This window comes from Solwaraspora sp. WMMA2059 (assembly GCF_027497315.1).
Taxonomy (GTDB): Bacteria; Actinomycetota; Actinomycetes; order Mycobacteriales; family Micromonosporaceae; genus Micromonospora_E.
Map to the genome: position 1 here is coordinate 4,438,465 of NZ_CP114908.1, position 13,287 is coordinate 4,451,751.

At 71.3% G+C, this 13,287-nt stretch carries 16 protein-coding genes; 4 read left to right on the top strand and 12 right to left on the bottom strand.

Going from position 1 to position 13,287, the window contains the following annotated elements; all coding sequences use genetic code 11:
- Positions 1-10: 10 nt before the first annotated feature.
- The 4 genes from O7553_RS20230 to O7553_RS20245 form a co-directional block, all read right to left on the bottom strand.
- Positions 11-217 (bottom strand): histidine kinase, encoded by a 207-nt coding sequence (locus O7553_RS20230; RefSeq protein WP_281555681.1) that lies wholly within the window; start codon positions 215-217, stop codon positions 11-13.
- A 96-nt stretch (positions 218-313) separates the two neighbouring features.
- The gene (locus tag O7553_RS20235; RefSeq protein WP_281551261.1) at positions 314-535 is read right to left on the bottom strand and encodes a hypothetical protein; all 222 of its coding nucleotides are present in this window, start codon (positions 533-535) and stop codon (positions 314-316) included.
- 123 nt (positions 536-658) lie between these two features.
- Complete coding sequence (locus tag O7553_RS20240; RefSeq protein ID WP_281551262.1) at positions 659-1,423, bottom strand: FAD-dependent monooxygenase; 765 nt, start codon at positions 1,421-1,423, stop codon at positions 659-661.
- A gap of 30 nt (positions 1,424-1,453) precedes the next feature.
- Positions 1,454-1,624: a hypothetical protein gene (locus O7553_RS20245; protein WP_281551263.1), complete on the bottom strand. Its 171-nt coding sequence runs from the start codon at positions 1,622-1,624 to the stop codon at positions 1,454-1,456.
- 503 nt (positions 1,625-2,127) lie between these two features.
- Here O7553_RS20245 and O7553_RS20250 point away from each other — a divergent pair.
- Positions 2,128-3,141, top strand: coding sequence for a YihY/virulence factor BrkB family protein (locus O7553_RS20250; RefSeq protein ID WP_281551264.1), 1,014 nt, complete (start codon positions 2,128-2,130; stop codon positions 3,139-3,141).
- A 21-nt stretch (positions 3,142-3,162) separates the two neighbouring features.
- Here O7553_RS20250 and O7553_RS20255 read toward each other — a convergent pair whose 3' ends face one another.
- The 3 genes from O7553_RS20255 to O7553_RS20265 form a co-directional block, all read right to left on the bottom strand.
- The gene (locus O7553_RS20255; RefSeq protein WP_281551265.1) at positions 3,163-3,897 is read right to left on the bottom strand and encodes a Clp protease N-terminal domain-containing protein; all 735 of its coding nucleotides are present in this window, start codon (positions 3,895-3,897) and stop codon (positions 3,163-3,165) included.
- Between the two features lie 53 nt (positions 3,898-3,950).
- The gene (locus O7553_RS20260; RefSeq protein WP_281551266.1) at positions 3,951-4,370 is read right to left on the bottom strand and encodes a roadblock/LC7 domain-containing protein; all 420 of its coding nucleotides are present in this window, start codon (positions 4,368-4,370) and stop codon (positions 3,951-3,953) included.
- Positions 4,371-4,499: 129 nt separating this feature from the next.
- On the bottom strand, positions 4,500-4,871 hold the full coding sequence (locus O7553_RS20265) for a hypothetical protein (RefSeq protein ID WP_281551267.1): 372 nt from the start codon (positions 4,869-4,871) through the stop codon (positions 4,500-4,502).
- 228 nt (positions 4,872-5,099) lie between these two features.
- Between O7553_RS20265 and O7553_RS20270 the strand changes: the two genes are divergently transcribed.
- Positions 5,100-6,125, top strand: a complete 1,026-nt coding sequence (locus tag O7553_RS20270; protein WP_281551268.1) for a glutathione S-transferase C-terminal domain-containing protein — start codon at positions 5,100-5,102, stop codon at positions 6,123-6,125.
- Between the two features lie 74 nt (positions 6,126-6,199).
- Positions 6,200-6,484, top strand: coding sequence for an antibiotic biosynthesis monooxygenase family protein (locus O7553_RS20275; protein ID WP_281551269.1), 285 nt, complete (start codon positions 6,200-6,202; stop codon positions 6,482-6,484).
- Between the two features lie 51 nt (positions 6,485-6,535).
- Here O7553_RS20275 and O7553_RS20280 read toward each other — a convergent pair whose 3' ends face one another.
- Both O7553_RS20280 and O7553_RS20285 read right to left on the bottom strand, forming a co-directional pair.
- Positions 6,536-6,760, bottom strand: coding sequence for a hypothetical protein (locus O7553_RS20280; RefSeq protein ID WP_281551270.1), 225 nt, complete (start codon positions 6,758-6,760; stop codon positions 6,536-6,538).
- Positions 6,761-6,770: 10 nt separating this feature from the next.
- Positions 6,771-8,156: a dipeptidase gene (locus tag O7553_RS20285; RefSeq protein ID WP_281551271.1), complete on the bottom strand. Its 1,386-nt coding sequence runs from the start codon at positions 8,154-8,156 to the stop codon at positions 6,771-6,773.
- A 90-nt stretch (positions 8,157-8,246) separates the two neighbouring features.
- Between O7553_RS20285 and O7553_RS20290 the strand changes: the two genes are divergently transcribed.
- Positions 8,247-9,725 (top strand): plasmid pRiA4b ORF-3 family protein, encoded by a 1,479-nt coding sequence (locus tag O7553_RS20290; RefSeq protein ID WP_281551272.1) that lies wholly within the window; start codon positions 8,247-8,249, stop codon positions 9,723-9,725.
- 76 nt (positions 9,726-9,801) lie between these two features.
- Here O7553_RS20290 and O7553_RS20295 read toward each other — a convergent pair whose 3' ends face one another.
- The 3 genes from O7553_RS20295 to O7553_RS20305 are packed head-to-tail and all read right to left on the bottom strand — an operon-like array spanning position 9,802 to position 13,282.
- Positions 9,802-10,920 (bottom strand): M48 family metallopeptidase, encoded by a 1,119-nt coding sequence (locus tag O7553_RS20295; protein ID WP_281551273.1) that lies wholly within the window; start codon positions 10,918-10,920, stop codon positions 9,802-9,804.
- A 32-nt stretch (positions 10,921-10,952) separates the two neighbouring features.
- A complete protein-coding gene (locus O7553_RS20300) occupies positions 10,953-11,681 on the bottom strand; it encodes a hypothetical protein (RefSeq protein ID WP_281551274.1) in 729 nt (242 codons plus the stop codon).
- The gene (locus O7553_RS20305; RefSeq protein ID WP_281551275.1) at positions 11,678-13,282 is read right to left on the bottom strand and encodes a cobyric acid synthase; all 1,605 of its coding nucleotides are present in this window, start codon (positions 13,280-13,282) and stop codon (positions 11,678-11,680) included. Before O7553_RS20305 ends, O7553_RS20300 begins: the two co-directional genes overlap by 4 nt.
- Positions 13,283-13,287: the final 5 nt, after the last annotated feature.

Sequence of the window (13,287 nt, forward strand, 5' to 3'; positions counted from 1 at the left end):
CGAATCCATCTCAGGTCGAGAGGAAGCCGTAGCCGGAGACCGCCGCCCGCACCTCGGCCAGCGCATCCCGCGCCACCTCGGCCATCTCGGTCACCGCCCGGTCCGGCGCCGAGTCCACCATCCGGGCGGCGAGATCGGCCTTGAGGGTCACCGCGGACAGCCGTTGGCCGAGGATGTCATGCAGGTCGCGGGCGATCCGGAGCCGTTCTCTGGCCACCGCCAACTGGGTCAGTTTCGGCCCGCGCCTGCAACAACTGCATCGAGGTGTCGATCTGGTTGTAGATCGCCACCTGCACGCCGCTGGTGATGGCGATCAGCAGATCAGGATCACGACCGAGTCGGCGCTGACCCGCAGCAGGCCCACCGCGATGGCCACGAAGACCACGGTGTGGCCGACCACCAGCGCCGGCCACCACCGCAACGGGCAGTTGATCAGCAGCATCACCAGGCTGAAGAAGGCCAGCCCGGACAGCCAGTCGTAGCGCAGCTGGGGCACCATCGCCAGGCCACAGATCAGGGTCAGGGCGACCGTCACCGGCGCACGGTTGGCGTGCAGTTGCGGAGTGTTGCGTGGCGGCCCGGGTCGGTCGTTGCGGCCGCCCGACGATGGTCAGCCGGACGGTGATCCGACCACCGACGTCGGTCGGACCGACGCTGGTCAGACGCGGACCCGGCGGTGCCACTCCACGTCGTACGCCAGCAGCCAGGAAGACGCCCCACCCCAGAAGTACCGGCGGTAGAGCGGCGCGAGAGCGACGTCGAGCCAGCCGCGGCCGGGCAGGCTACGGAACCGGCCGTACCGCGTGCCGGCGCGCAGCGCCCGCTCCGTCCGGGACCTGCGCATCGACTCGTACGTGGCCAGCGCCATCGGCACGTCGTCGACGTCACGCAGACAGCGGCCGAGCACCACGGCGTCCTCCAGGGCGAGCCCGGCGCCGAGCCCGTACCCGACGGGGTGGGCGGCGTCGCCGAGCACCACCATCCGGCCCCGTCGCCAGTGCGCCAACCGCTGCGGCAGATAGAGCGGCACGGGGCGGCCCAGCGTGGTGCACTGAGCGATCAGCGTGGCGCACGGGGTGTCGCCCTGGCCGTACTGCGCGGACAGCCGGCTCCGCCAGCCCTGCTCGCTGATGCCAGCCAACTCCGCCGGGTCGAGGTCGCCGGTCGGCACGAGCGCGTTCCACCAGACGGTGCCGTCCGGCTTGGCGGTGTACTGGAAGCAGCCCTGCCGGCTGACCACCAGATGCAACGTCCCGGCCACGATGCCCGGCAGCCGGGTCACCCCGTCGATTGCGCAGTGTCCGCCGTACTCGGGCGGTGGCGCCGCGTTGCTGATCACCCGGCGCACCCGCGAATGCGTCCCGTCGGCACCGACGAGAACGTCGCACTCCACCCGGGCCCCGTCGATGAACTGCGCGGTCACCCCACCGGTGCTGCTGGTGGCCCCGGCCAGTCAGCGGCCGGTGTGGACCTCCGCGCCGGCCCGGATCGCTTCGTCGCGCAGTACGGACACCAGGTCGCCACGCATGATCGACACGTTCATCGGCCGGTTGGCCAGGCGTCCGGCCCGGGACAGTCGACCCAGCAGCCGGCCTTCGCCGCTCCACAGACACAGCCGGTTCACCACGATCCCGCGTGCCTGTATCTGCTCCAGACAGCCGACCGAGTGCAGCGGCCCCGAGCGCGTTGGCGGTCAGGTTGAGAAAGCCCCCGGTCGTCCCGGCGGGATCGAGGTACGCCTCGTAGACGGAGGTTCCGACGCCGGAACGGGCAAATGCGACCGCAGTCAGCGAGCCGGCAAGACCGGCACCGACGATCGTGGCACGAAGTGTCATGAATTCACGCACCCAGAAGTCTGCCGCCAGGTACTGCAGCGCCCCTTGAGATGTGGCCGGCGACCGAGCCGGCCGCCACCATCGTCGCATCCGGCCCGGGGTACGCGTCCGACCCGATCTGGCGGTCCAGGGGTGTTCCTTGAAGTCGATCGGCCCGTCCGGCGCAGGGGGACGACGACCCGAGGATTGGCCAGGGTGGCGGTTGGGCAGGATCCTCGTACCGCACCGATCGGAGGTCGCCACGATGTCGACAGCGGGTACCACAGGGATCCAACCGGGCCAGGACGGGCCGGTGACTGAACGCCGGAGCCCGGGCGATCCGGACCGGCCGCCGGTGGGGCCGGACGAGGGGCCGGACCACCCGGCCCGGCTGTCTGCCTCGTCGCTGTGGGCAGCCGCTCGGCGTACGATCCGCGAGTTCACCGCCGACGCAGTGCCCGACCTGGCCGCCGGGCTCACCTACTACGGCGTACTGTCGATCTTTCCTGGCTTGTTGGTGCTGGTGGCGGTGCTCGGGCTGCTCGGCGGCGGCGCCACCGACGACGTCCAGGGCGTGATCGGCGGTCTCGCGCCCGGCGAGATCGGCGGCTTCCTCGACCAGTCGATTGCCCAGGTCCGGGAGAATTCCGACACGGCTGGCCTGGTGGCCGTCGTCGGTCTGCTCGCCGCGTTCTGGTCGGCGTCCAGCTACATCGGGGCCTTCATGCGGGCCGCCAACGCCATCTACGACGTGCCGGAGGGTCGCCCGATCTGGAAGACGTTGCCGATCCGGCTGGGCGTCACCGCCGTCATCGGGCTGATGCTGATTGCCAGCGCCCTGATCGTCGTCTTCACCGGGGAACTGGCCGCCCGGACCGGGGAACTGCTGGGTGTCGGACGGGAGGCGGTCGCCGCCTGGGACGTCGCCAAGTGGCCGGTGCTGGTGGTCCTGGTCAGTCTGATGTTCTCGATCCTGTACTGGGCCACGCCGAACGCCCGGCAGGGCGGGTTCCGGTGGGTGAGTCCGGGCAGCGTCCTGGCGGTGCTGCTCTGGCTGCTGGTCTCCGCCGGATTCGCGTTCTACGTCGCCAACTTCGGGTCGTACAACGAGACCTACGGCGCCATCGCCAGCGTGATCGTCTTCCTCGTCTGGTTGTGGCTGACCAACATCGCGATCCTGCTCGGCGGCGAGTTGGACGCCGAACTGGAGCGTGGCCGGGCGATCGCGGCCGGCCATCCGGACGACCGCGAGCCGTATCTCGAACTGCGGGACACCCGCAAACTGCCCGCCAACCGTCGACCGACAACCGCCGAGACTGACGGCTGACGGCTGACGGCTGACGGAAAATCAGGCCGCCGGCAGGTCCTCCCGAGAGGCCGCAGAGCGGACGTACGTCTCGACGTCGGGTTTGGTGACTCCCAGATCGGCCAGCGGGCCGGCCCCGGCGGCGTACTCCAGCAGGGCGAGCAGGATGTGGGCCGTCCCGACCATCCGGTCGTCGAACCGTAGCGCCTCGCGGAAAGTCAGCTCCAGCACCTTGCGCACCTGGGCGTCGAAAGGGACGAGCTCCGGCACGTGCTCGACCGCCGGCGGCAGGGCCGTCGCCGCCACCTGACGAATCCGGTCCAGGTCGCCCACCCGATCCGCCAGAACCCGGGCGGCGAGGCTGTCCAGGTCGGCCAGCAGGGCCAGGACGAGGTGCCCGGTGGTGATCTCGTCGTTGCCGGCCCGGCGGGCCTCGTGCTGGGCGGCGACCACCGCGTTGCGGGCCTGCGGAGTGAACCGGCTGAACCCCTGCTGCGGGTCGAGGTCGTTGGGTTCCTCCGGGGTCTTCGGTACGAACCGCTTCTGCGCGGCCTGTTTGCTGACCCCGATGCTGCGCCCGATCTCGGTCCACGACGCGCCGGACCGGCGGGCCTGATCGACGAAGTGACCGATCAGGTGATCGGCGAGTTCGCCGAGGTGGTCGCCGACGACGACGGCGTTGCTGAGCTGGGCGAGTCGGTCGTCACTGGCTTGTTTGATCCCGGCGATCAGGTCGTCGAGGCGGACCGGATTGCCGAGCGGCAGATATTCGGACATGCGTCAACCTTAAGTTGACGCGTGTCCGACGTCAACCCAAGGTTGACGTTTTCTCAGAGCCGTACCTGATTTGCCAGGTGCTCGTCGAGCATGGTGGTCAACCGGCCGGCCACCCCGCGCGCCTCGATGTGCAGCCGGGCGACGTTCAGCCCGTCGGCGCCGAGCACCGCGAGTAGCGCACTGTCGTTGATCGCGTACACCGAGAAGTAGCCCTTGTGACTGCGGACGGTGGACTCCCGGAACGGGCCCTGCCGCAGAGCGAGGCCGGTCTGCCGACCGAGCCCGAAGGTCGCCGCCGCGAGCGCCGCCAGGTCGTGCGGCTCTGTCCCGTCGGTCAGATCGTGCAGCAGCAACAGCCCGTCGACACCGGCGATCACCGAGCCGATCACGCCGGTGACGCCGTGTTTCAGTGAGGCAAGTTCAGCGGACGCCGGATCCGGAGGTGACGGAACGCTGCCGTTGGTCCCAGACATGACTGATCTCCGTTCGACGGTACGGGGCGGGGTCGTCATTCCACCCGGGCAGCGCACTCGCCGGGAAGGGCCGCCGAGCGCACCCGGCCGCCCGCCCCGGCGAGCAGACGAAAACTCCTACCGGCCCGGTCAGAGCTCGATCGAGGCTTCGAGCTGGCGCAGCTGGTGCCGGGCGAGGGCCAGGTTCGACCGGGACCGGCTCAGCGCCAGGTAGAAGAACAGGCCCTGACCGGACCGGGAGGAGACCGGACGGATCAGGTGGTACTGGGTGTCCAGCGTGATGAGAATGTCCTCGATGCCGTCAGCGATCTTCAGCATCTCCAGGGTACGCATCTTGGCTCGGACCACGTCCGTGTTGCCTGCCGCAGCCACCGCGAGATCCATCTCGGCCGAGCCACCGGCGGTGCCGAGTGTCATTCCGCTGGAATAGTCGACCAGCGCGGCACCGATGGCACCCTCGATGCTCATCGCGTCCTTGAGTGCCGTGTCGAGTGAAGCCATGCCCTGCCTCCGGGGTGATTTCAGGTGGGTCAACGCCCACCGGAGAGTTGCACGACGATGAGCCATGGTGCACGTCGCCGGGCGATAACTGGCTGAGCAGACTACCAATCCCGCGTCCGACGTCCACCGAAGCCACCGGCATGACCGATACCGCACAGGAGGCTGCCGCTGTCAACCCGACTGCGTCCGGACCAGGTGCGGTGCCCGTCGGATGGGTACGGTGCAGACATGGCGAAGACGGCAGACGGCAGCTACGTCAACCCCGGCGGTGAGTTCACCCGCGATCAGCGGTACATCGCGACCCGGATCACCGGCGACGGGCGCGATGGATATCCGGTAGAATCGCATCGATATCGGCTGGTGGTCAGCAGGGCATGTCCGTGGGCAAACCGGGCGATCATCGTCCGCCGGCTGCTCGGTCTGGAACAGGCCCTGTCGATGGGCGTGGCCGGGCCGACCCACGACAAGCGCAGCTGGACCTTTGACCTCGACCCGGACGGACGGGATCCAGTGCTCGGTGTCGAACGGCTGCAGGACGCCTACTTCGCCCGATTTCCCGGCTACGAGCGCGGCATCACCGTGCCGGCGTTGGTCGACGTGCCGACCGGGCAGGTGGTGACCAACGACTACGCCCAGATGACCCTCGACCTGTCCACCGAGTGGACCGCGTACCACCGCAGCGGCGCGCCGCAGCTCTACCCGGAGCCGCTACGCGCCGAGATCGACGAGGTCAACTCGGTGGTCTTCGCCGACGTGAACAACGGGGTCTACCGCTGCGGGTTCGCCGGTAGCCAGCACGCCTACGAAGCGGCGTACCGACGATTGTTCGACCGGCTCGACTGGCTCTCCACGCGACTGGAGAACCAGCGCTACCTGGTCGGCGACACCATCACCGAAGCCGACGTACGGCTGTTCACCACGCTGGTGCGCTTCGACCCCGTCTACCACGGACACTTCAAGTGCAACCGGCAGAAGCTGACCGAGATGCCGGTGCTCTGGGCGTACGCCCGGGATCTGTTCCAGACGCCGGGATTCGGGGACACCATCGACTTCGATCACATCAAACGGCATTACTACGAGGTCCACCGGGACATCAATCCGACCGGGGTGGTACCGGCCGGCCCGGACCTGGCCAACTGGCTGACCCCGCACGGACGCGAGCGGCTCGGCGGGCGCCCGTTCGGCACCGGCAGCCCGCCGGGGCCGCCACCGGCCGCCGAGCGCGTGCCGACCGGTCACACCCCGCTGAACTGAATCCGAACCCCGCTGAACTGAGACCGAACTTGCCAAAGACCGAACTGGCCGGAAACCGACGCAAAGGAGCGGCATTGATCATCATCGCCGGTGCACTGTACGTAGAGCCCGCCGGCCGGCCGGCATACCTGGCTGAATGCCAACCGGTGGTGCAGGCGGCCCGCGCCGCGAAGGGCTGCCGCGACTTCAGCCTCAGCGCCGACCTGGTCGAGCCGGACCGGATCAACGTCTACGAACGGTGGGAGTCCGAGGCGGAACTGCTCCGCTTCCGGGGCTCGGGGCCGTCGTCGGGGCAGACGGCGGCGATCCGCGACGCTCGGGTCGAGCGTTTCGAGGTGTCGTCCGTAGGCCCGCCGTGATGCTCTCCGTCGGTCGGCCGCGACCCAGCCGCAGCCGACCGACGGACCAGGTCACGACCGACCCGAGACGCCGGCCGTCGCCGGCTCCTCCACCCGCAGGCCGTGGGCACGCACCTCGTCGGCCACCCGGGCCAACGCGGAATCGATGGCGCAGAGGGCAACCGAGACCTCGCCGAGCTGAGCGCGCAGCGACTCCTCGGACCAGGCGGAGACGCTGACGCCCCGCAGAGCACTGACCGCGGCGTCGAGCCGCGCAATCACCTCGTTCGTACTCATGTTCGAAAGACTAGCGTACCGCCGGAAGCCCGCGCAGCTGAATCGCCGGATCCGCCACCGCCGCGAGCAGGAACGCCTCGGCCAGGCAGACCCGGGCGAACTCGCCCAGGTGCAGGCTCTCGTTCGGCCCGTGCGCGCCGGTGTACGGGTCCTCCACCCCGGTCACCAGGATCGCCGCGTCCGGAAACATCTCCTGGAACGTGGCGATGAACGGAATCGAACCGCCGACACCGACGTCCACCGGCGCCACGCCGTCCCACGCCGCCGCGAACGCCGCCCGGGCGGCGTCGAAGTACGGACCGGCCGCGTCGATCACGCAGGCGTCGCCGTCACTTTCCAGGCTCACCTCGACCCGCGCCCCCCACGGGGCCTGTGCCCGCAGGTGCGCGGTCAGCGCCGCGTACGCCGCCGACGGGTCGTCACCCGGGGCCAACCGCAGGCTCAGCTTGGCCCGCGCCGCCGGCACCAGGGCGTTCGGAGCGCCGTCGGTGGCCGGGGCGTCGATGCCGAGCACGGCCAGCGCCGGCTTGGTCCACAGCCGGTCGGTCAACGCTCCGGTGCCGGTGAACCGCACCCCGTCGACCATGCCGGCCTCGGCCCGCAACCGCTGCTCGGGCAGGTCGACGGCGGCGCCGGTCCGGCCGACCAGGCCCGGTACCGCCACATCCCCGGCCTCGTCGTGCAGGGTGGCCAGCAGCCGGCAGAGCGCGGTCAGCGCGTCCGGCACCGGACCGCCGAACATGCCACTGTGCACCGCCTGTTCGAGGGTACGGACCTCGACGAAACAGTTGACCAGACCACGCAGCGACGTGGTCAACGCCGGTACACCGATCTCCCAGTTCGCCGAGTCGGCGATCACGATCACGTCGGCGGCGAGCTCGTCGCGGTGGGCGTCGAGCAGTCGGGACAGCGACTCGCTGCCGTACTCCTCCTCCCCCTCGACGAAGAGCACCACACCGACCGGCAACGCGTCACCGAACGCCCGCAGCGCGGCGACGTGCGCCATGACTCCGGCCTTGTCGTCGGCGGCACCCCGCCCGTACAGCCGGCCGTCCCGCTCCACCGGCTCGAACGGGTCACTCGACCACAGCGCCGGATCACCAACCGGCTGCACGTCGTGGTGGGCATACAGCAGCACCGTCGGGGCACCGGGCGGCGCCGGCCGGCGGCCGAGCACCGCCGGCTGCCCGCCGGCCCGGACCACCTGCACGTCCAGCCCGCAGCCCCGGGCCAGCTCGGCGACCGCCGCAGCGGACCGCTCCACCTGGCTGTGGTCGAACCCGTCGAAGGCGATACCGGGGATGCGGATCAGCCGCTCCAGGTCGGCGCGAACTCCGGGCATCTCCCGGGCGATGGCGGACCGCAGGTCGGCGGCGGTGGGGATGGCAGTCGTCATCCGACGATGGTAGGGGCCGTCCGTTGCTCATCCGGCGACACGCCGGGACCTCGCCTCGCGGCGCCGCAAGCGGACGGGCACACTGGCGCGATGGACGGCACCGACAACCCCGAACCGTGCGACTGCCCCGGCTGCAGTGAGGAGACCGGCGACGTCATCGGCACCCTGCTGAGCGGCGCCGCCGCCCTGGTCGACGACGACGATCCGATCGCCGCCGAACTCACCGGGGCGATGTTCGTCGCGATGGTCGGCGACGAACCCGACCCCGACGGCGTTCGCCCACTCCGCGACGGGCTCATCCCGCAGCTCGCCGACCGAGGCGGTCCCGAGGCGGTGGCGCTGCTGACCGCGATCGCCGCAGTGTCCCCACCGCCCGCCGCCGAGGTGGCCAGAGTTGCGGCGACGACCCTCGCCGGGACCGGCGTACCGATGCCGAAGTGGGCCGACGAGGTCGCCGCCGAGGTGACGGTGGACGACTGCTGGCGGATCGACAGCCCCGACGGGACCGACTCGGTCTTCACCGTCGCCTTCCGGCGGGCCGGCCGTACCCACGCCATGATGGTGATCGTCGACCACGCTGACTGCTCGGCCGCCCAGGACATCCTGCTGCTGGACGGTGACCAGCTGCCGGCGGCCCTGGACGAACTGACCCGGGATCCGGGCACCACCCGGACCCGACTCGACCCGGCCGACCTGCGGTGGCACGTCGAGCAGGCGTTGGACGCCCGCAGCGTGCACGACGAGGCCGACGACGAACTCGACGACGAACCGGAACCCGACGACGACGAGGGGCCGCCGTACCCGGTGCTGGCCACCCTGCTGGACGCCCGACTGGCCACCATGCCGGAGTCGGACCGGCCGCCGGCCCCGCACCACGACGCCGGTCCCGACGACCTGGCGGACCTGCTCCCCGGCCTGCTGCACGGCGGTGCCTTCCCCGCGCAGCGCCGTCCCGGGCCGGTCCGGCCGGCACCGGCGCGCAAACTGCCGGCCAAACGGAAGAAGTCACAGGGACCGGCGCCGGTCTACCAGGTCGACGTGGTGCTGGCCGACAGCGAGCCACCCGTCCGGCGACAGCTGGAAGTCGTGGGTGACACTCCGTTGGAGGACCTGCACCACGTGATCCAGTCGGCGTTCGACTGGGACGACAGCCATCTGCACCTGTTCGAGACGCCGTACGGCGATTTCGCACCGCCGGGTGACCGGACCGGGCACCAGTCGGAGCGCAAGGTCACCCTGGAGCAGGTCGCCCCGGCCGTCGGCGACACGATCACCTACCGGTACGACTTCGGCGACGACTGGACCCACAAGGTCACCGTCGTGGCGGTCACCGACCGCGACCCGACGGCGGTCTACCCCCGGTGTACGGGTGGCGAGCGGGCCGCCCCGCCGGAGGACTGCGGCGGTGTCTGGGGCTACGCCCACCTGCTCGACGTGCTGGCCGACCCGTCCCATCCGGAGTACGCGGACCGACGCGACTGGCTCGGTCTCGACGACGGGCAGGCACCGCTGGACCCGGCGCGGTTCGATCCCGACGTGATCGAGCGGCGGCTGGCCGCGCTGCGCTGACCGGCTGCAGGTCACTCCGCCGGCCACCAGGGCCGGCCACCAGGTCGACCGCGCCGGACGCGCGTCGGACTCCGGGTCAGCTCCGCCGGCCACCGGGCCGGCCGGTGGAGCTGGCCGCGCCCATCCAGGACCGGGCGCGGCCAGCGGCACCGCTGGCCCACTCGCCGACGTCGGCCGCGCCGGAACCCAGCCGACGCAGCAGGCCGACCAACGGATCCTGGCTGCGGCCGAACTCCTCGCGGTACGCCTGCGCGGCGGCCTTGATCTCCTCGGTCACCGAAGCGGCCGGGTCGTCGGCACGGCGTGGGTAGTCACCGGCCAGCACCTGCGCGTACCCACCGGAGTCGATCCACTGCCGCAGTGCCGCGGCCCGCGCCACCGGCACCGGGTGGGTGCTCCAGGCGGTCATCCGGAACTTGTGCAGGCTGTCCCGCAGGTCACCGCCGCCGTCGTACTCGGCAGCCTGCTCCAGGAACGCGGCGGTGTCGATCTGGCTGAGGTCGCCGCCGCCGGCCAGCTTCATCAGCAGCCGCTGCGCCGCCGCCGGGTCCTGACCGGCGAGCAGCCCGGCACGGTCGCCGGACAGCTCCGCCTTGCGCCACCACTCCAGCATCGCGGCGATGATCGCCCGCAGCGCGATCGCGCCGACCGGCAGCCAGCTCAGGTTCGCCGCCCAGCGGGTCAGGATGGCGAGAATTGTCTGGTAGACGGCGTGACCACTGCGGACGTGCCCCAGCTCGTGGCCGAGCAGCGTCCGCAGCTCGGCGTCGTCGAGCTGCTGTACGCAGGCGGTGTTGACCACGATGAACGGTTTGTCCAGGCCGATGGCCTGGGCGCCGAGCACCGGGGACTGGGTCACGAACAGCTCCGGCAGCTCCGGCACGTCCAGCGCGGTCCCCGCCTCGGCGAGCAACCGGTGCACCCGGGGGTACTGGCGGTGGTCGACCCGGATCGCCGACGCCAGGTAGCTGAGCCGGAACGCCCGCTCGTTCCACATCCCGAAGAACGTCCGTACCACGTCGTCGAAGCCACGCAGCTCACGGAGCGCGGTCAGCGCGCCCCGGTCGGCCGGGTGCTCCCAGGCACGGGAGCTGATCCCGGTCAGCGTGATCCGCCGCCGGTCCGGGGTGGCGGCGTCCGGCGTGCCGCCGCTCGCCGCGGCCGTTGGCGTGGTGCCGTCGTCGTCTGCGGTCATGGCGGACGCTCCCCCGGGATCGGCTGACTGGCCTACCGGGCCGATGGTGCCCCACCGGCGCCACCGGCGTCTACGTCCGGCCAGTCCCGGATCCACCCGTACGCCAGCTGGCCGGACGGGAGCTCAGCAGCGCCGTCAACGACCATGTCGACCGAACCGAGCGTACCGTCGGCGGTGAAGAACCGCTCCTCGGCCCGCCGCCAGCGGTCGAGCGTCGGCTGTGTCGCGGCCCCGTCGCGGGTGAGCGACCGGGCCAGGCGCACCGGTTCGGGTGCGGTGACGTAGACCGACAGCGTCGCGGCCGGCCGGACCGCCGCGCGGGCCGCGCTCACCCCTTCGATCACGAGTACGGCGGGCGGTTCGATCACGGTCCAACCGGCGCCGAACCGCCCGGCGGCCCAGTCGTATCGTCGGTAGCGGGCCGGCCGCCCGGTCCGCAGCGGGTCGAGCACGCAGGCGCTGAGCCGGGGCCAGAAGGTGAACTGGTCACGCCAGCCGTCCAGCAGGTCGTCGGTGTGCACGACCGCCACGGCCGGTCCGGCGGCGGTGCTGGACGGCTCCGTGGCCGGCTCCGTCGCCGGCTCTGTCGCCGGCTCTGTCGCCCTGATCGTCGCGCAGGCGGTGGCCAGGCAGTCGGCGAAGGTGGACTTGCCGGCGGCGCTCGGGCCGTCGACGACGACGAGCCGGACCTGGCCGAGGCGGGCCGGGGCGGCGTACACCCGCCGGGCGAGACTTTCGAAGGTCGAGACCCCCCGCGTCACCGGGGAGCTCCAGGTGGGATGAACGGTAGTCCGGCCGGCGGCCCGGACTCGATCAGCCGCCACAGCGCGGCGGTGTCCAGGTGCTCCTCGACCAGGTCGCCGAGCAGATCCAGTCCGCGTTGGCGCAGCGCAGCGAAGCTGGTGTCCGGTGCGACGGTGAAGCCGTGCCGGCCGGCCCGGCGGGCCACGTCGGTGAGGTAGCGGCGACGAAACTCGTCGGACTCGAAGGCACCGTGCCAGTGTGTGCCGTACACCGAGCCGAGCCGCGTGCCCTCGGTGCCGCCCGACGTGCCAGGGCCGGCTCCGGTGCCGGTGCCCACCTCGGTGCTGGTGCCGGTGAACAGCGGCGAGGTCGACCCGTCGGACCGGGAGACGTACCCATGGTGAATTTCGTAGCCGCGCACCGGCACGTCACTGTAGGCCCGCCCCGCGCTGCGGGTGACGGTCTTACGCTCGGCGAAGGTGATCTCGACGGGCAGCAGGCCGAGCCCCGGTACGCTGCCCCGGCGGCTCTCCACCTCGTCGTGGATCACCCGGCCGAGCATCTGGAAACCGCCGCAGATGCCGAGCAGCGGGCGGCCGGCGCTGGCGTGCGCGGTCACCGCCGCAGCCAGCCCGGTCCCCCGCAACCAGGCCAGGTCGTCCACGGTCGACCTGGTGCCGGGCAGGACGACGAGGTCGGCGGCGGCGACCTCGGTCGGGTCGACGGTGAGCCGGACCTGCACGCCGGGCTCGGTGGCGAGCGCTTCGAGATCGGTGGCGTTGGAGATCCGGGGCAGTCGCACCGCCGCGACCCGCAGGATGTCGCGGCCGCGCGGCGCCGCGGGCCGTCCGATCGTCCCGCCGTACGCCAGTGAGTCCTCGCCGTCCAGCCAGAGATCGGGCTGCCAGGGCAGCACCCCGTAGGTGGGTCGGCCGGTCACCTGGTGCAGCATGTCGACCCCGGGTCGCAGCAGCTCCTGATCACCACGGAACTTGTTGATCACGAACCCGGCGATGTGTGCCTGGTCCTCTGCACTGAGCAGGGCGACGGTGCCGAACATGGCGGCGAAGACGCCGCCCCGGTCGATGTCACCGACGACGATCGCCGGCAGCCCGGCGTGCCGGGCCAGCCCGAGGTTGACGAAGTCGCCCGCCCGCAGGTTGATCTCGGTTGGGCTGCCGGCCCCTTCACAGATCACCACGTCATACTCGCCACGCAGCTCGGCGAGGGTGGCGTGCACGGTGTCGGCGAGGCGGGAGCGCATCGCGCGGTAGTTGGTCGCGGTGACGGTGTCGACCGCCTCCCCCAGCAGCACGACCTGGCTGGACCGGTCACTGCCCGGTTTGAGCAGGACCGGGTTGAACCGCACCTGCGGCTCCAGCCCGCAGGCGGCTGCCTGCACCGCCTGGGCCCGACCGATCTCACCGCCCCGGCCGTCGGACCCGACAACCACCGCCGAGTTGTTGGACATGTTCTGTGCCTTGAACGGCGCGACCCGCACTCCGCGCCGGTTGAGCCATCGACAGATCCCGGCGGTAAGCAGGCTCTTGCCCGCGTCGGAGGTGGTCCCGGCGACCAGTAGGCCACCACCACCGGCGGGGCCAGCATTCCCCGGCACCCCGG

Bases quoted from the DNA above. Each gene is read 5' to 3' on its own strand.
- O7553_RS20285 (WP_281551271.1), bottom strand. From the start codon at position 8,156: ATGACGACTGCCATCCCCACCGCCGCCGACCTGCGGTCCGCCATCGCC.
- O7553_RS20270 (WP_281551268.1), top strand. From the start codon at position 5,100: ATGGCGAAGACGGCAGACGGCAGCTACGTCAACCCCGGCGGTGAGTTC.
- O7553_RS20265 (WP_281551267.1), bottom strand. From the start codon at position 4,871: ATGGCTTCACTCGACACGGCACTCAAGGACGCGATGAGCATCGAGGGT.
- O7553_RS20260 (WP_281551266.1), bottom strand. From the start codon at position 4,370: ATGTCTGGGACCAACGGCAGCGTTCCGTCACCTCCGGATCCGGCGTCC.
- O7553_RS20255 (WP_281551265.1), bottom strand. From the start codon at position 3,897: ATGTCCGAATATCTGCCGCTCGGCAATCCGGTCCGCCTCGACGACCTG.
- O7553_RS20280 (WP_281551270.1), bottom strand. From the start codon at position 6,760: ATGAGTACGAACGAGGTGATTGCGCGGCTCGACGCCGCGGTCAGTGCT.
- O7553_RS20295 (WP_281551273.1), bottom strand. From the start codon at position 10,920: ATGACCGCAGACGACGACGGCACCACGCCAACGGCCGCGGCGAGCGGC.
- O7553_RS20290 (WP_281551272.1), top strand. From the start codon at position 8,247: ATGGACGGCACCGACAACCCCGAACCGTGCGACTGCCCCGGCTGCAGT.